The organism is Agrobacterium cavarae, assembly GCF_004310285.1.
In the GTDB taxonomy this organism is placed as follows: domain Bacteria; phylum Pseudomonadota; class Alphaproteobacteria; order Rhizobiales; family Rhizobiaceae; genus Agrobacterium; species Agrobacterium cavarae.
Genome location: NZ_SISF01000031.1, coordinates 140,657 through 157,082 on the forward strand (window position 1 = coordinate 140,657; position 16,426 = coordinate 157,082).

The 16,426-nt window shown below is 59.7% G+C and carries 19 protein-coding genes; 4 read left to right on the plus strand and 15 right to left on the minus strand.

Going from position 1 to position 16,426, the window contains the following annotated elements; translation table 11 throughout:
• Positions 1-140: 140 nt before the first annotated feature.
• The 4 genes from EYC79_RS14075 to EYC79_RS14090 form a co-directional block, all read right to left on the minus strand.
• Positions 141-347 (minus strand): hypothetical protein, encoded by a 207-nt coding sequence (locus EYC79_RS14075; RefSeq protein ID WP_062439355.1) that lies wholly within the window; start codon positions 345-347, stop codon positions 141-143.
• Positions 344-1,039 (minus strand): GNAT family N-acetyltransferase, encoded by a 696-nt coding sequence (locus EYC79_RS14080; protein ID WP_130978398.1) that lies wholly within the window; start codon positions 1,037-1,039, stop codon positions 344-346. Before EYC79_RS14080 ends, EYC79_RS14075 begins: the two co-directional genes overlap by 4 nt.
• An 86-nt stretch (positions 1,040-1,125) precedes the next feature.
• The gene (locus tag EYC79_RS14085) at positions 1,126-1,827 is read right to left on the minus strand and encodes a tellurite resistance TerB family protein (protein WP_062427782.1); all 702 of its coding nucleotides are present in this window, start codon (positions 1,825-1,827) and stop codon (positions 1,126-1,128) included.
• 105 nt (positions 1,828-1,932) lie between these two features.
• Positions 1,933-2,571, minus strand: coding sequence for a 2-dehydro-3-deoxy-phosphogluconate aldolase (locus EYC79_RS14090; protein WP_062427961.1), 639 nt, complete (start codon positions 2,569-2,571; stop codon positions 1,933-1,935).
• A 154-nt stretch (positions 2,572-2,725) separates the two neighbouring features.
• Between EYC79_RS14090 and EYC79_RS14095 the strand changes: the two genes are divergently transcribed.
• The gene (locus EYC79_RS14095; protein WP_113180926.1) at positions 2,726-3,214 is read left to right on the plus strand and encodes a CYTH domain-containing protein; all 489 of its coding nucleotides are present in this window, start codon (positions 2,726-2,728) and stop codon (positions 3,212-3,214) included.
• On the plus strand, positions 3,198-4,106 hold the full coding sequence (locus tag EYC79_RS14100; RefSeq protein ID WP_130978399.1) for a CHAD domain-containing protein: 909 nt from the start codon (positions 3,198-3,200) through the stop codon (positions 4,104-4,106). The genes EYC79_RS14095 and EYC79_RS14100 overlap by 17 nt, the downstream gene beginning before the upstream one ends.
• A gap of 81 nt (positions 4,107-4,187) precedes the next feature.
• Here EYC79_RS14100 and EYC79_RS14105 read toward each other — a convergent pair whose 3' ends face one another.
• On the minus strand, positions 4,188-4,613 hold the full coding sequence (locus EYC79_RS14105) for a type II toxin-antitoxin system HicB family antitoxin (RefSeq protein WP_112520897.1): 426 nt from the start codon (positions 4,611-4,613) through the stop codon (positions 4,188-4,190).
• A gap of 48 nt (positions 4,614-4,661) precedes the next feature.
• Positions 4,662-4,856 carry a hypothetical protein gene (locus tag EYC79_RS14110; RefSeq protein ID WP_130978400.1) on the minus strand — a complete coding sequence of 65 codons (195 nt, stop codon included), beginning with the start codon at positions 4,854-4,856 and terminating at the stop codon, positions 4,662-4,664.
• A gap of 230 nt (positions 4,857-5,086) precedes the next feature.
• On the opposite strand from EYC79_RS14110, the gene trhO reads away from it, so the two are divergent.
• On the plus strand, positions 5,087-6,073 hold the full coding sequence (gene trhO, locus EYC79_RS14115; protein WP_165457039.1) for an oxygen-dependent tRNA uridine(34) hydroxylase TrhO: 987 nt from the start codon (positions 5,087-5,089) through the stop codon (positions 6,071-6,073).
• A gap of 117 nt (positions 6,074-6,190) precedes the next feature.
• On the opposite strand, the gene EYC79_RS14120 is transcribed toward trhO, so the two are convergent.
• The 8 genes from EYC79_RS14120 to EYC79_RS14150 form a co-directional block, all read right to left on the minus strand.
• Positions 6,191-8,353: a bifunctional diguanylate cyclase/phosphodiesterase gene (locus tag EYC79_RS14120; protein WP_245495289.1), complete on the minus strand. Its 2,163-nt coding sequence runs from the start codon at positions 8,351-8,353 to the stop codon at positions 6,191-6,193.
• Between the two features lie 241 nt (positions 8,354-8,594).
• Positions 8,595-9,371 (minus strand): MetQ/NlpA family ABC transporter substrate-binding protein, encoded by a 777-nt coding sequence (locus EYC79_RS14125; protein ID WP_112520894.1) that lies wholly within the window; start codon positions 9,369-9,371, stop codon positions 8,595-8,597.
• A 55-nt stretch (positions 9,372-9,426) separates the two neighbouring features.
• Positions 9,427-10,095 (minus strand): methionine ABC transporter permease, encoded by a 669-nt coding sequence (locus tag EYC79_RS14130; protein ID WP_062427776.1) that lies wholly within the window; start codon positions 10,093-10,095, stop codon positions 9,427-9,429.
• Positions 10,085-11,125 carry a methionine ABC transporter ATP-binding protein gene (locus EYC79_RS14135; RefSeq protein ID WP_130978599.1) on the minus strand — a complete coding sequence of 347 codons (1,041 nt, stop codon included), beginning with the start codon at positions 11,123-11,125 and terminating at the stop codon, positions 10,085-10,087. The genes EYC79_RS14130 and EYC79_RS14135 overlap by 11 nt, the downstream gene beginning before the upstream one ends.
• A gap of 87 nt (positions 11,126-11,212) precedes the next feature.
• Positions 11,213-11,350: a hypothetical protein gene (locus EYC79_RS23620; RefSeq protein WP_156380110.1), complete on the minus strand. Its 138-nt coding sequence runs from the start codon at positions 11,348-11,350 to the stop codon at positions 11,213-11,215.
• 103 nt (positions 11,351-11,453) lie between these two features.
• Positions 11,454-12,086 carry an NAD(P)H-dependent oxidoreductase gene (locus EYC79_RS14140; protein WP_062598954.1) on the minus strand — a complete coding sequence of 211 codons (633 nt, stop codon included), beginning with the start codon at positions 12,084-12,086 and terminating at the stop codon, positions 11,454-11,456.
• Between the two features lie 142 nt (positions 12,087-12,228).
• A complete protein-coding gene (locus EYC79_RS14145; RefSeq protein WP_062427774.1) occupies positions 12,229-12,561 on the minus strand; it encodes a DMT family transporter in 333 nt (110 codons plus the stop codon).
• 143 nt (positions 12,562-12,704) lie between these two features.
• The gene (locus tag EYC79_RS14150) at positions 12,705-13,541 is read right to left on the minus strand and encodes an alpha/beta fold hydrolase (RefSeq protein WP_207773724.1); all 837 of its coding nucleotides are present in this window, start codon (positions 13,539-13,541) and stop codon (positions 12,705-12,707) included.
• Between the two features lie 265 nt (positions 13,542-13,806).
• Between EYC79_RS14150 and EYC79_RS14155 the strand changes: the two genes are divergently transcribed.
• Positions 13,807-14,826, plus strand: coding sequence for a GlxA family transcriptional regulator (locus EYC79_RS14155; protein WP_335625474.1), 1,020 nt, complete (start codon positions 13,807-13,809; stop codon positions 14,824-14,826).
• Positions 14,827-15,109: 283 nt separating this feature from the next.
• On the opposite strand, the gene xylA is transcribed toward EYC79_RS14155, so the two are convergent.
• On the minus strand, positions 15,110-16,420 hold the full coding sequence (xylA, locus tag EYC79_RS14160; protein WP_062426195.1) for a xylose isomerase: 1,311 nt from the start codon (positions 16,418-16,420) through the stop codon (positions 15,110-15,112).
• Positions 16,421-16,426: the final 6 nt, after the last annotated feature.

Sequence of the window (16,426 nt, forward strand, 5' to 3'; positions counted from 1 at the left end):
GTCCATGAATCACCAAAGTATACAGAGCAGCATCTTAAATGCCGCCGCTATACATCATTTGGAATTGCGCCGAAAGAAGGTGCAAGAAAAGGCCGAATGCAGAATTTTTGGGCAGGCGCGATTGCCATCACTTTGGGCAGTCAACCCCGCCGCTGGTGGCGCGCCCGGAGCCAGAAGACCAGGAAGAAGGCGAGCACCGCCGCAACATCGAAGGCCGCCGCCAGCCACACCGAATAGGTGTTGGCAAGCCACAGCGTCACCGTCGGTATGATGTAGAACAGAAACCCGAAGCCGAGAATGATGGCGATGGCGGCAATGGCGGCCGATGTCGTATCCTTGCCGCTCATGCGAGAACCCCGGCGGAGAGGCCGGCACGGATCTCTTCCAGCTTACGCTTTTGCGTTCCGTCTTGATTGAAGTTCTCGGGCGAAAGCCATGCCTCGAAGGCCTCACGGATCACCGGCCACTCGCTGTCGATGATCGAGAACCAGGCGGTATCGCGGTTCTTGCCCTTGGAAATCATGTGCTGGCGGAAGACGCCTTCAAAGGTGAAGCCGTAGCGCCTGGCCGTTATCTTGGACGGCTCGTTCTCATTGTGGCACTTCCACTCGTAACGGCGATAACCGAGATCGTCGAAGACGTGCCGCGCCATCAGATAATGGGCTTCGGTGGCAAGTGGCGAGCGCTTCATCTTCGGCCCATGGGCAACCGAGCCCACCTCGACCACGCCATTCTTCGGATCAGGCCGCATATAGGTCGCCATGCCGACGACATCGCTGCTCGCATTTTCGATGAAGACCAGTGTCACCCATTGCAAGCTTGTCGCCATGCCCTCGATCCAGTCGCTGAAGGCGCTCGCATCGGCAAAAGGCTCGTTGGGGAAATACTTGATCAGCTCATTGGTACCGAGCCCACCAAGCGCATCCCACAGCGCCTGCTGGTGCGCCGCCCGATCAAAGGGAACGGCGGTCACGAACCGGCCTTCGAGCGTCACCGGCTGCGGTGCTGGACATCCTTTGAACTGGCTGAGATCGCGCATCTTCCCTCCTGAGCGTTGCGACGCTCAGGAATAGGTCAGCCATCGATCAAACACAACCGACCTCTGATATGGAATAATTTGATCGATCAGACCTTGGCGGCCGACACGGTCGCTTCGATATGCTCCACCAGCGCATCCGGCAGGCCAAGACGACCGGCAAGAAGATCGAGATAGCCGCGCTCAGCCCGGCTATCCGGCTCGATGGTAAGGCGCGAGGCGGTGTAGATTTCCACCTTCTGCTCTTCGGTCGTTGCCGCAGCCACCAACGCGTCGATATCCAGCGGATCGGCCAGTTCCTTCTCGATGAAGGCTTCCGCCTCATGATCGAGACCGGAGACCTTGACCTTCTCCATGATGTGGGCGCGCTCGCCTGCGTCGATATGGCCGTCAGCCTTGGCAGCGGCAATCATCGCCTGCACCAGCGTCAGCGCAAAGCTGTTGGAAAGCGCAGGAGACTGCGGGTGAAACGGGGAATCGACCGGCGGCGGCAAAAGCTCCTGCGTCGGCTGCGGCTGGGTCACTGCCTGCGGCGACTTGCCGGATTGATAGTTGCGGTAGGCGAGATAGCCAAGACCGGCGATGGCGGCGATACCGCCGACGGCGGCGGCATTGCCCGCAAGCTTGCGGCCCGTCTTGGTGCCGAAAATGGCCGCAGCCAGTGCACCGGCCTTCATCGGATTGTTCTTCGCAATCTCTGCGGCTTGGCCTGCACGGTCCCGCACGCTTCCTGACAGCCCAGGCACCTGCGAACCCAAAAACTGGTCGAGAAGCTTTTTCGCGTCGAACATCAAAATCTCCTGTTTGCGTCAATGTCGAAACAGGAGATAGGGAGTGTACGGCCGATTACAAATGGCAGGGATCTTCACGCCGTCGTGAACGGCATGAACAAGCGATCAGCCGCGAAGCGCTGCGGCTTCGGCTGCAAGCTTGGTGATGCCCGCCCAATCGCCCGCTGCGATCAGTTCCTTGGGCGCAACCCAGGAGCCGCCAACGCAGACGACGTTCGGCAGCGACAGGTAATCCTTGGCATTTTTCAGCGAGACGCTGCCGGTCGGGCAGAACACGGTGCCGGCAAGCGGAGAGGAAAGCGCTTTCAGGTAAGGCGCGCCACCGGCCTGTTCCGCAGGAAAGAATTTCAGAACCTTGTAGCCGGCATCGCGCAGTACCATGACTTCGCTGGCGGTGGCGGCACCTGGAAGCAGCGGCACGTTGGAGCTTTCCGCAGCATCGAGAACGCTCTTGTTGACGCCGGGGCTGACGATGAAGGTGGAGCCGGCCTTGGCGGCGGCATCGAAATCCTTGGCGTTCAAGATGGTGCCGGCGCCCACATGCGCACCTTCCACCTCTGCGGCAACGGCGCGGATGGCATCGAGTGCGACGGGCGTGCGCATGGTGATCTCGATGGCTTTCAGACCGCCTTCCACCAGCGCGCGGGCCAGCGGCACGGCAGAGGCCAGATCGTCCACGATCAGCACGGGCACCACAGGTTGAAGTTTCAGGATGGAAAGAAGCTTTTCGGAATCCTGGGCCATGGCGTTATCTCCGGCTTTTGTATCGATTGAAATTGCGCTTTCAAATACCGCGACCATTCCGCCGTGTCGAGGCCGAGCCAACGATTTCTCATTTATTGCTTTTTCATGACAACTACTTGGTTTACCGTCCCGACAAAACAGCGCAGGGTGTTGAATGGCAAAAGAAATCGAACGCAAGTTTCTGGTCCGCAGCGATGAGTGGCAGCGAGAAACGACGTCTCGGAAATCGTTCCAGCAAGCCTATGTCGCCTCTATGGAGGACCGCTCGGTCCGCGTCAGGATCATGGACGATGCCGACGCCCGGCTCACCATCAAGATCGGCACCAGCGCACTTGTGCGCGACGAATACGAATATCCCATCACGGTCGAAGACGCCCGCGAACTGATGACCACGGCCCTTGGCATCGTCATCGAAAAGACCCGCTATACCGTCGATCACGAAGGCTTTGTCTGGGAGGTTGATGTCTTCGACGGGATCTATCGCGGTCTCGTCGTCGCGGAAGTCGAGATGAAGCAGGAAACCGACCGCCCAGCACTTCCCGCATGGCTTGGCCCGGAAGTCACCGGCGACCGGCGCTATTCCAACCAGCATATGGCCTTGGAAGATTTGAGCGGGGAGCTGTGCCATGTCCTTCAGGATTGATCCCACCCGCTCCTTCGTCGAGGAGATCAAGCATACCGGGCGAGAGCTCATCGACGACGCCATCGCGCTTTTGCAGGATCAGCCGGACGGCACGGACCGTGCGGTGCATGATGCCCGCAAGAAATTCAAGCGCATCCGGGCGCTCTACCGCTTCCTCGAAAAGGAGGCGCCGGATTTCCGCAAGGCGGAAAACGCCCGCTTCCGCGATATCGCCCGCTCCCTGTCAGCCGCACGCGATGCCGCAGCCCTGGTGGAAACCATCACCTATCTGCAAGGCGTCGCCCGCTCCGATGCCGAGCGCGACGCATTGGCAAGCGCTCATGACGTGCTGAGCAAGCGTCGCGATGCCGCAACCCATGAGGATGGCGATCTGCCAAAGCGGATCGAAGACGCCATCCAGTCCTGCGAAGACGGCAAGGACGCACTCTCGGCCCTGTCGCTCTCCCACGGCGAAAAGACCGCGCTGAAGATGATCCGCAAGACCTGGGAAAAGCAGCGTCGCAAGGCGCTCGATGCCTTGGGTCTCTGCCATGGGCAAGCCCATGACGAGTATTTTCACGACCTGCGCAAAAGCGGCCAGGTCTACTGGATGCATCTGGCGCTGCTACAAAAACTCTGGCCTTCGGCCATGCGCGCCAAGAGGGCGGACGCCAAGCAACTGGTCAAACTCCTGGGCCACGAACACGACCTCTCCGTACTCGCCGCCTTCGCCGACCGCGAACCCGATAGCTTCGCAGGCAGCGAAACCCTCGCCTTGCTGCTCGACGCCATCATCGACCGTCAACAGGCGCTGCGTGAAGAGAGCCTCGCGCTCGCCGACAACGTCTTTGCGGAGACGGCCGCCCGCGAGGCAGAAATCATTGCGCTTCTTTGGAGGCATGCGGCGCGGTAGGGCGGCGGATGCGTCCAGGCCGGAGCCCAGCACTCGCAAATGCTTTCGACCTTCGCTACCGAAGATGGCGATCCGGTTGATTTATGCCGCACGCTGAACGGAAACAGTCACTTCCATACCCAGCACGTGCAAGGCCTCTTGAAGCAGACCGATCTTGGTGGCGTGATCGGGATCGAGAATTCTGCGTGCTTCCTTCTCTTCCCTGCCGATGCGGCGCGCCAACTCGCTTTTGGATATACCCGACGACTTGAATGCCTGGATCACGCCCAGCTTGAGCGCAACATCCGCTTCGACAGACACCGGCGTTCCTTGCTTTGCCGCCGGCTCAGGAAGGTTGCCACCGTCCTGAAGGATGCCACGAAGGGCAAGACCCAGCGCTTCCCGCGCATTGGTCAGCGCTTCTTCTCTCGTTTCACCCGCGGTGATGGCTTCCGGCACATCTGCGAAGGTCACAACGAAACCGCCATCCGGATCGTCTTCGATAGTCGCTATGTATTTGAACAACATGCGTTCCTCAACTTCCTTCGTGCGCAGTCCGACTGACGGGGTGCTGCATCAATCGATGCCAAGCTGCTTTCTCAACAGTCGCACATAAGTGGGCGTGAGTTCACCGGACTTGATGGTTGTCATCTTGCCATTGAGCTTTACCCGATAGTGCGAACCCTTTCCCTTGTCCTCGAAAATCGCCAAGTCGAGTTGCCTGTCTTTGGCGATCTTGCGAAGCTCTCGAAGAAACTGCTCGCGCTTCATTTTTGCTCCCTGTGTGGATTTCGATTTTCGGACATTTTTGTCCGAGCTTCAATCGAAATCGTACAGAAGGTACGAATTTTTCGGTAACATCAATGGAGCAAAGAGATTGGATATCTGCCAGAGTCCGACCCATGGCTTTCTTGACAAGCTCTGTGAACTTGCGCGGACCCCAAGCAAATCCAACTCAATCAGGATTGCAACAACGCCCGGATGGCTGTATTTCAGCGCCCATGACCGACACTGCGACATCCTTCCGCCCGGACGCCACCGCCGAGGCGACGTCTTCCAGTTCCACCCTCTCCGGTGCCGCTGGTGATTTCCTCGTGGCAGCGCTGTACCACTTCGCCCGCTTCCCGCGGTTCGAGAGCGTGCGCGATCCACTCTTCAAGCTCTGTCAGGAACAAGGCGTGAAGGGCACGCTGCTTCTGGCAGCCGAGGGCATCAATGGTACGATTGCCGGAACCGATGCAGGCGTGCAGACCGTGCTCTCCTATCTTCGCGCCCAGCCGGAATTTGCGAGCCTGGAGCACAAGGAAAGCCGCGCGTCGAAGATGCCCTTCGTGCGCATGAAGGTGAAGCTGAAGAAGGAAATCGTCACCATGGGCGTGCCGGATATCGATCCCAACCGGATCGTCGGCACCTATGTCGATCCGAAGGATTGGAACGCGCTGATCTCCGATCCGGACACGATCGTCATCGATACGCGCAATGACTATGAGACGGCGATCGGCCTCTTCAAGGGCGCGGTCGATCCGCAGACCAAGACGTTTCGCGAGTTTCCCGATTGGGTGAAGAACAATCCCGGCCTGCACAACAAGCCGAAGATCGCCATGTATTGCACGGGCGGCATTCGCTGCGAAAAGGCCACGGCCTTCATGAAGGAACAGGGCTTCGAGGATGTCTTCCACCTGAAGGGCGGCATTCTGAAATATCTGGAAGAGGTGCCGGAAGAAGAAAGCCTGTGGGAAGGCGCCTGCTTCGTCTTCGACGAGCGCGTCTCCGTGGTCCACGGCCTTGCCGAAGGCGATCACCAGCTTTGCCACGCCTGCCGCAACCCGATCACCGAGGAGGTGCGGCTGTCGCCGCTCTTCGAAGAAGGCGTCTCCTGCCCGAGCTGTTACAACGATCGGACCGAAGAAGACCGCCAACGCTTCCGCGACCGCCAGAAGCAGATCGATATTGCCAAGAAGCGCGGCGAAAAGCATCTGGGGCGCTAAAGCATCGCGCGTCCTGTTGGACGCGCAAAGAACGCTTTACCCTTTTTGAATCGACGCATCGTGCTTTCCGAAAAATCGAGTCCGATTTTCGGGCCGATGCTGTCATCACCCGACGCGTTACGAAGCCTTCAACTGCTCCATCGGCGCATCTTGCTGCGCCAGCAACTCCTGAATGCCTGCGGCAGGGAGCGGCTTGGAGAAGAGATAGCCCTGCAGTTCGTCGCAGCCGCAGATCTGCAGGATGACGGCCTGGTCTTCGGTTTCGATGCCCTCTGCCGTCACCGGAATGCCAAGCGAGCGGGCAAGTGCCACGGTGGCGGTGAGCATTTCCAGTGAACGGCCCCCCTCTTCCAGCGCCACGACCAGCGACTTGTCGATCTTCATCCGGTCGAAACCGAAGCGGCGCAGATAGCCGGTGCTGGCAAAGCCGGAGCCGAAATCATCAAGCGCGATGCTGAGCCCGATCTGCTGCAGCTTTTCGATGACTGCCTGGGCGCGCTCTGGATGATGAATGAAGTACCCTTCGGTCATTTCCAGCATCACCCGCTCCGGGGCAATGCCGGTTTCTTCCAGAACCTGAACCACATGTCCGGCAAAGGCGGGGTTGCGGAACTGCACAGGCGAGATGTTGATGGCGATCTTCAGGTCCGGCCAGCCGGCCGCTTCCTTGAGCGCCGTGCGCATGACCTGCATGCCGAGCTTGTCGATCAGCCCGCCCGATTCCGCGGCCGCAATGAAGATATCCGGCGAAACCGGGCCATAGCCTGGGCGGTTCCAGCGGGCAAGCGCTTCCACTCCGATGATACGGCGGCTGAGCGTGGAGACGACTGGCTGGAAGGCGACGCGGATTTCGTTGTTGTCGATGCCGTATTTGAGATCGGCTTCCAGCTGCTTGCGCTCTTCACGGCGCGCGTCGAGATCGGCCTGATAGGCAAAGTAGCGTCCACCGCCACCTTCCTTCGCCTCATACATGGCCATATCCGCCCGCCGCAGCAGTTCCTCGCCATTGATATCGCCACCCTTGGAGACGGCCGTGCCGATGCTGCAGCCGATTGCGGCAACACGGTCACCCAGCATGAAGGGTTCGGAGACAAGCTCCAGCAGTGCATCGCAGAACATCCGCCCCTCGATACGGGCATTGGGACCCTGCAGCGCAACGGCGAATTCGTCGCCGCCAAGGCGCGCCAGCAGAGCACCCTTCGGTGCGAGAACCTTGAGGGCTGCGGCCACCGCCTTGATCAGCAGATCTCCCACCTCGTGGCCGAAGGAATCGTTCACATCCTTGAAGCCGTCGAGATCAAGATAGATGAGTTCCACATAGGAGCCGTCCGCATTCGCCGCCTCGGTCATGCGCTTCAGGCCACGAAACAGGCCGGGGCGATTATGCAGCCCGCTCAAGCGATCGACCAGCAGCTCTTCGCGCATGACCGCCTCTTCACGTCTGAGCTTGCGGATGACGGCAAGGCCGAAGACGAAGAGCACCAGGAAAAAGACGCCGACAATGGCAAAGGCGGTCAGCACCCGCGGGCGCACCTCGTTGAGGCTGACGTCTCCCGGCATGGTGGAGGTCCAGGTCAGCTTGCCAAGGATATCGCCATGCGGATCGACGATATCGACATAATAGGGTGTGGCTGCAAGGCCGGGTTCCAGCGAAAGCCCGTTGACCAGATAGGTCTGGCCGAGCTTGGCGACCTTGTCATCGGTCAGATGGCGAACGAACACCAGATAGCGCTTGCCAAGCGAGGGGTCGAGCTCGCCGGATTTCTTGCGCACCAGCGCCACGCCAGCGGCGGCAATGCCGTCACGCGTGCGGATGAAGCCGGTCATTTCCGGGGTGGCCTCCGGTCCGGCATTGCGGATGCGGTTGATCATTTCGGATATGGAGCCGCCGAAATAGGAGCCGACGCTCCAGGGTGCCGGCGCGCCATTCTGATAGGCCAGCAGCACGCCCTCCTGATCGTCCAGAACGACAGCGGTATCGAAGAGTTCGCTATTGACGGTCATGTCGCCGTAGTTGCTGATGATCCAGCCGGCACCATCTTCGGCATAAACGAAACGGGCGGCATCGTCCCAGGCGGCGTAGTCATTCAGTGTCGCACCCAGCTGATGCTGGAAGGTGGAAAGCGCGCCGCGCGCAGTCTGGAGAGAACGCTCCTCATCCAGCCGGTTGGCCATCTGGGTGACATTGGTCAGCGCCGAGAGAACGAGCGCGGTGATCAGGGTGACAATGAGCGCAAAGGCAAAAAGAACACCTGCAACCGCAGATCTCCTACCAATCATCCTCATTCTGCTCTGCCCCACACTAGATGCGATTTTTCGCCCTTACAAAGTGCCATCGTGCCGGGGAAACATTCAGAAGAGATTAAAAACGCGCGCAGAAATTTTGTACGAAACGTACAAATATGCCACCTTTGCAAGAAAAAGCCCCTCCCAAGGTTGTGGAAGGGGCGAAAGTTTCACACGCATTTGCGGGGCCGACCGTTCCATTTGCAATCGAACGGTGGCGACAGCGCACAGCCTGTTACCAGGACGGGATAACGGTGCCGTTATACTTCTCGAGGATGAAGTTTTTCACTTCCGGGCTGTGATAGGATTCAACCAGCGTCTTCACCCAGGGCTTGTCCTTGTCTTCCGTGCGAACTGCAATCACGTTGGCATAGGGAGACTTTTCGCTTTCGATGGCGATTGCATCCTTCTTCGGGTTGAGGCCGGCCGCGGTTGCATAATTGGTGTTGATCACCGACGCATCGGTATCATCCAGCGAACGCGGCAGTTGTGCGGCGTCGAGTTCGACGATCTGGATGTTCTTCGGGTTTTCGGTGATGTCGGCTGGCGTAACCTTGAGACCGACGGCCTCATTGACCTTGAGCACGCCCTTGGAAGCCAGCACCAGAAGCGCGCGGCCACCATTGGTCGGGTCGTTCGGAATGCCGACGGTCGCGCCATCCTTCAGCTCGTCCAGGCTCTTCACCTTCTTGGAGTAGACACCCATTGGCGTGGTGATGGTGGTGCCGACGCTGACGATATCGAACTTGCGGTCGGCGATCTGGTTGTCGAGATAGGGCTGGTGCTGGAAGGAGTTGGCCTGCAGCTCGCCATCGGCCAGCGCCTGGTTCGGCACGACGTAATCGGAGAAATCGAGGATTTCGATATCGAGGCCCTTGGTCGCGGCAACCTTCTTCACCTGCTCCATGATCTGCGCATGTTCGGCAGGGGTCACGCCGACCTTGATGGTTTCAGCCAGCGCGCTGCCAGCAAAGAGGGCTGCGAGAGAAGCAGCGATGATGAGCTTTTTCATGGGTGTCTCCTTGACGTTGTTATCTCTGCGCGCGAGGCAAACCTCGCACTTGAATTCAATTCTTGCGGTTGCGCTTGTCGAAGCTGCGGGCAAGCGCGTCACCAGCGCTCTGCACCAGTTGCACCAGCACGATGAGGACGATCACCACCGCCAGCATCACATCCGGCATGAAGCGCTGATAGCCATAGCGAATGCCGAGGTCTCCAAGCCCACCGCCGCCGACGGCACCCACCATCGCCGAATAGCCGATGAGGCTGACGAGCGTGAGTGTGAGCGCGAGCGTAATGCCGGGCTTGGCTTCAGCCAGAAGCACCTTGGTGACGATCTGGAGCGGCGTTGCACCCATGGCGCGCGCGGCCTCGATCAGCCCCTTGTCTACCTCGCGGATCGCCGCTTCCACCAGCCTTGCAATGAAGGGAACGGTCGCGACGGTGAGCGGCACGATGGCCGCATTGGTGCCGATCGAGGTTCCGGCGACAAGCCGGGTGAAGGGAATGATCGCCACCACCAGAATGATGAAGGGCGTGGAGCGCGCGGCGTTGACGATGAAGCCGATGATGCGGTTTGCCATCGGTGCCTCGAACAGCTCGCCCTTGCCGCTGGTGGCAAGGAAGATGCCGATCGGCAGGCCGAGCACGGAACCGACGATGCCGGAGACCGCCACCATATGCAGCGTCTGGATGAGCCCTTTGAGGAGAATGTTGAACAGCATATCAGGCGACATAGCCAAGCACCTCCGTCGTGAGACCCGTTTCGTCATAGACGCGTTTCGCCCGCGCCAGCACATCCGGTGTTGCCGGATAGGAGACGACCAGCGAACCGAAGGGCGCACCGGCAATTTCCTCGATCGTGCCCGCCAGAATATTCACATCCGGGCCGATCTCGGCGACGAGACGTGCGGTCAGCGGCTGGAACGCCGTATCGCCAAAGAAGACGAGACGCACCAGAATACGGTCGCCGGCAGCGGGTTCGCTCTTTAGCCCGGACGTCACCCAATGTGGCAGCTTGACGCCAACGGCAGACGACAACAGGCTGCGCGTCGTTTCGTGTTGCGGATGGGTGAAGATATCGAAGGTGGAGCCCTGCTCGACGATCAGGCCCTTGTCGATGACGGCAACCTGCGAGGCGATGGTCTTCACCACCTCCATCTCATGGGTGATGAGTAGCACAGTCAGACCAAGCTCGGCATTGATGCGCTTCAACAGTTCCAGGATCGATTGCGTCGTTTCCGGATCGAGCGCAGACGTCGCCTCGTCGGAAAGCAGCAGCTTCGGCTCGGTGGCAAGCGCACGGGCAATGCCGACACGCTGCTTCTGGCCGCCGGAGAGTTCGGCTGGATAGCGCTTTGCCTTGTCGCCAAGGCCGACGAGATCGAGCAGCGGCCCGACCTTGCGCTTGATATCGTCCTTGGAGATACCGGAGATTTCGAGCGGCAGCGCCACATTGTCGTAAGCGGTGCGCGACGACAGCAGGTTGAAGTGCTGGAAGATCATGCCGACGGAGCGGCGAAGCGAGCGCAGGCCGCCCTCGTCCAGCGCGCCGACATCGACGCCATCCACCACCACCTTGCCGGATGTCGGCCGCTCCAGCCCGTTGACCAGCCGGATCATGGTGGATTTGCCGGCACCCGAACGGCCGATAATGCCGGAGATGCCGCCGCGCGGGACGACGAAATCCACGCCGGCAAGCGCGGTGAAGGCCGGCTCTTTGCCATTGCCGCCAAAGGTTTTCGTCACTGCCTCGAAGGCCACCATCGGGTCGGCTGTCGAGGTCGGGATCGGACGCTCTGCGTCCTTACTGATATCGGAATTCATGCCATTGCTCTTGAGGAAATTGTCTCTTCATTCCGGCGGACGGCCCGTCAGGCCACAACCGTTCATGCCGCCATCCGGCACATTCGACAATGAAAGACATCTGAGAGCATGGTCGACTTTCTGAAGACGATGGCTTTCACGCCGTTGCTGGAGCGTTTCAGCCATCTGTGTATCGCATACATGCCCGTATGCGATACCGATTTATAGGCAGGATATTTCAATTATCCGCGAATGACGGAAAAATCTGCCCGAAGAGCGACGGTTGTCGTCACTCGACCTTGGTGACGAACTGGTCCAGCGGGCGGCGGATCTTCTTCAGATTGGCAAGCCAGTCGCCCTCTTCCTGACGATAGCCGAGCGGCAGGATCGTCACCGAACGCAGGCCCTTCTCGCGAAGGCCGAGAATGTCGTCCAGCTTGGCAGGCTCGAAACCTTCCATCGGCGTTGCATCCACACCTTCGAAGGCGGCCTGCGCCACGGCCATGCCGAAGGCGATATAGGCCTGGCGGGCGGCATGCTCGAAGTTTACTTCCGGGTCACGATCCGGGTACATGCCAAGCAGGAACTGGCGGTACTTTTCCCAGCCTTCGTTCTTGAAGCCACGCTCTTCGTTCGTCAGGTCGAACATGTGGTTGATGCGCTCTGGAGTGTAATTGTCCCAGGCGGCAAAGACGAGCAGATGCGAACCATCGGTGATCTGCGCCTGGTTCCAGGCGATCTCCTGGATCTTGGCGCGGACCTCAGGATTGGTGACGACGATGATTTCGAAGGGCTGCAGGCCGCTTGACGTCGGAGCCAGACGCGCCGCCTCGATGATGCGGTCCACCTTGTCCTCGGACACGGCCTTGGCAGGGTCCATCTTCTTCGTGGCATAACGCCAGTTCAGTTTATCGATCAGCATAGAAACTCCTTGGCGGGCCAGCCATGCGCGTCAATGCGCGGTCTGAAGCCCTTTGAAACGCAGATACAGATAGGGTCTGTTGCGCCGCACACAAGAAGGCACAGAAATGTAACCATGCGATTTTGCAGGCGTTTGTGGCCGCTCAATGCACGGACGATTTCGACAGCAGATTGAGGATGAGCACGCCGGCGAGGATGAATGCCATGCCGACAAAGCCCCAGAAATCCACGCGCTGGCCGAAGACGAACCAGCCGAGTGTCGCCGTCAAAAGGATGCCGCCACCGGCCCAGATGGCGTAAGCCACACCCACCGGAATGCGATCGAGGATCATCGACAGGAAGAAGAAGGCAGCGCCATAGCCGATGACGACGGCGATGGAGGGGACGAGGACGGTGAACCCTTTCGATGCCTTGAGCGACATGGTCGCGACGACTTCGCTGATCACAGCAAGAGCGAGAATGGCATAAGCGGGCATGGGCAATCTCCAATGGAAGAGACTGCTAAACATCAGAAATCGCAGCGCTCGTCACCATCACAGTTTCGTGATGCGCCAACGTTAAAACGACGAAGGGCCGCTTGCGGAGCGTTTGCCCAGCCAGCGGCCCTTCGCTTAGGTTTTTACTTCTTGGCGAAGGCCAGAAGATCGGCGTTCAGCACATCGGCATTGACCGTCAGCATGCCGTGGGAGAAGCCCGGATAGGTCTTCAACTCACCGTTCTTCAGAAGCTTGATCGACTTCTGGGCCGAGTCTGCAATCGGAACGATCTGGTCGTCTTCGCCGTGCAGAACCAGCGTCGGAACGCCAATCGCCTTCAGGTCATCCGTCTGGTCGGTTTCGGAGAACGCCTTGATGCCATCGTAATGGGCCTTCGCGCCGCCCATCATGCCCTGACGCCACCAATTCTGGATCACGCCTTCATACACCTTGGCACCATCGCGGTTGAAGCCATAGAAGGGGCCAGCCGGAACGTCGCGGAAGAACTGCGCGCGGTTGGCGGCAAGTGCGGAACGGAAACCGTCGAAGACTTCGATCGGCAGACCTTCCGGGTTGGCCTCGGTCTTCAGCATCAGCGGTGGAACGGCGGAGACCAGAACCGCCTTGGCAACGCGCCCTGCCGGTTCGCCATGCTTGGCCACGTAGCGGGCAACTTCGCCGCCGCCGGTGGAGTGGCCGATATGGATGGCATTCTTCAGGTCCAGCGCCTCGACGACGGCAAAGGCGTCGGCGGCGTAGTGGTCCATGTCGTGACCTTCGGAAACCTGCTCCGAGCGGCCATGTCCACGGCGGTCATGGGCAACGACGCGGTAGCCGTTGGCAAGGAAGAACAGCATCTGCGCGTCCCAGTCATCGGAAGACAGCGGCCAGCCGTGGTGGAAGACAACCGGCTGCGCGTCCTTTGGACCCCAGTCCTTGTAGAAGATCTGCACGCCGTCTTTGGTGGTAACGTAACCCATGTTGATATCTCCTTGTACTAAATTGGTTGCTGCATAGGCGGATGAAAAATCGAGTGGCGAGAGTGCGGCGCCTGCAAGGGCGGCACCTCCGATCAAGACACTGCGCCTCGACACGAAAAAGCGGTTGGCGTCATTGGTTGTCCCTGGTTCCGTCATCGCGCTCTCCTGTCGGTGCCTGTCTGGTTGCTGTTGACTTGAACAAGCTAGCGCCTTGCTCTACACAAAACACGTGGCGCAAACGACTTTATAGAAGGCAAAAGTGACAATGGTGCAAATGCTGGAAAAAGGTGTCGAGACGGACGTCCCGAAGACCGTCGATACGAATATCAGCACTATCGAAATTGCGCTACTCATCTATCCAGACTGTCAGCTGGCCGCGATCTACGGGCTGACCGATCTCTTCAGCCTCGCGTCCAGCTGGGCGATGGCGCTGGAAGGTCGCGCCGGTGAAACCGGCATCCGCATCAGTCATTGGAAGATGGAAGGCGACACGGTCTCTTGCATCTGGGATTCGCATCCGGGCGAGCCCCATGCCCTGCGCTACGTCATCGCGCCGCCCAGCATCGTGATGCCGGAGAAAATGCAGAGCATGACGCCCGCATCGCAGTGGCTGTCAGCGCAACATGCCGAGGGCGTCACCGTCTGCTCGGTCTGTGCCGGCGCTTTCGTGCTGGCCGAAACCGGCCTTATCAACGGGCGCCGCGCCACCACCCACTGGGCCTTTGCCGACCGGCTGTCGGAGCGCTTTCCCGGCATCGATGTGGCACCCGACAATATGATCATCGACGACGGCGACGTGATCACCGCGGGCGGCATTCTCGCCTGGGCCGATCTCGGCCTGCTGCTCGTGGAAAAACTTCTCGGCCAGACGGTGATGCTGGAGACTGCGCGCTTCCTCATCGTCGATCCGCCACGCGCCAGCCAGGCCCGTTACAAGGCCTTCCTGCCACGCTTCGACCATGGCGACCGCGAGGTGCTGCAAATCCAGCACCAGTTCCACGCCACCCCGGAATTGCAAAAGAGCGTCGGAGAACTGGCAGACGGCGTGAACCTCTCGGAACGCACCCTGCAACGCCGCTTCTTCCGCGCCACGAAACTGAAGCTCACCGAATATCACCAGAATGTCCGCATCATGAAGGCGCGGCAACTGCTCGAAACCACCAACGGCTCCATCGAATCTATCGCCTGGTCCGTCGGCTACACCGACCCCGCCGCGTTTCGAAAGATTTTCGGACGGCTGACGGGGACGACTCCGAATGTCTATCGGGGGGATGTGCGGGTGTGAGGGACCGTCGTATTTTCGCCTATGGGTGAGCGGTAATAGCGAAGAGGTCCCCACTCTCTCCGTCATCCTCGGGCTTGACCCGAGGATCCATATTTTCCAACAGCGTCAACGGCTTATGGATCCTCGGGTCAAGCCCGAGGATGACGGAGGAGAAGTATGTGCTTAACGAGCGACCTCCCTCTGGGAGATAGCCACAGGCAAGACATACTCTCCAAAAGACTTCACCCCGAACGCACGTCCGGGGTGAACAATCGCAACAGCCGGCTCTCACCGGCACAAAACCTCAGACGTAGCGGTTGACGACGTTTTCGAGATACTCCTGGCGACCGGATTTCGGCTCGGGGTTGATGTTTTCCCGCTCCACCTTGGCCGCAATCTCTTCCAGCTTCATTTCGCCGCGCAGCATCTTCTGGGCTTCCGGCTGGTCCCACTTGGCGTAGCGCTCAGCGAGCGGCTTGGAGAGCGCGCCGTCTTCCACCATTTTCGCCGCAGCCTTCAGGCCGCGGGCGCAGCAATCCATGCCGCCGATATGGCCGATCAGCAGGTCTTCCGGGTCGAGCGACTGGCGACGCAGCTTGGAGTCGAAGTTGGTGCCACCGGTGGTGAAGCCGCCGGCCTGCAGGACCTGGTAGTAGGCCAGCGCCATTTCCGGGACGTTGTTGGGGAACTGGTCGGTATCCCAGCCGGACTGGTAGTCGTTGCGGTTCATATCGATGGAGCCGAAGATGCCGAGCGTGTTGGCAAGCGCCAGCTCATGCTCGAAGGTATGGCCGGCAAGGATCGCGTGGCCCTGTTCGATATTCATCTTCACTTCGTTTTCGAGGCCATACTTCTTCAGGAAGCCATAGACGGTCGCGACGTCGTAATCATACTGGTGCTTGGTCGGCTCCTGCGGCTTTGGCTCGACCAGGATCGTGCCCTTGAAACCGATCTTGTACTTGTATTCCACGACCATATGCAGCATGCGCGCCATCTGGTCGAATTCACGCGACAGATCGGTGTTGAGAAGCGTCTCGTAACCTTCGCGACCGCCCCACAGGACGTAGTTCTCGCCGCCGAGTTTCATCGTGGCGTCCATGCAGGTCTTGATGGTGGCTGCCGAATAGGCAAACACATCCGGGTCCGGATTGGTGGAGGCGCCGGACATGAAGCGGCGGTTGGAGAAGAGGTTCGCCGTGCCCCAGAGAAGCTTGACGCCGGTCTCTTCCTGCTTCTTCTGCAGGTAGTCGACGATCTCGTTGAGGTTCTTGGTGCTCTCGGCAAAGGTCTTGCCTTCGGGCCGCGCATCCGCATCGTGGAAGCAGTAGTATGGCGCGCCGAGCAGGCTGAACATTTCGAACGCCACATCGGCCTTCAGCTTGGCCTTCTGCATGTCGTCGCCAAACCATGGGCGGTCGAAGGTGCGCCCGCCGAAGGGATCGCTGCCCTCCCAGGCAAAGGAATGCCAGTAGGCGACCGCAAAGCGCAGATGGTCTTCCATGCGCTTGCCGGCGACGATCTCATCAGGGTTGTAGTGGCGGAAGGCCAGCGGATTGGTGCTGTCCGGGCCTTCATATTTGACCTTGGCGATATCGCCGAAAAATCCAGTGCTCATCGTTGC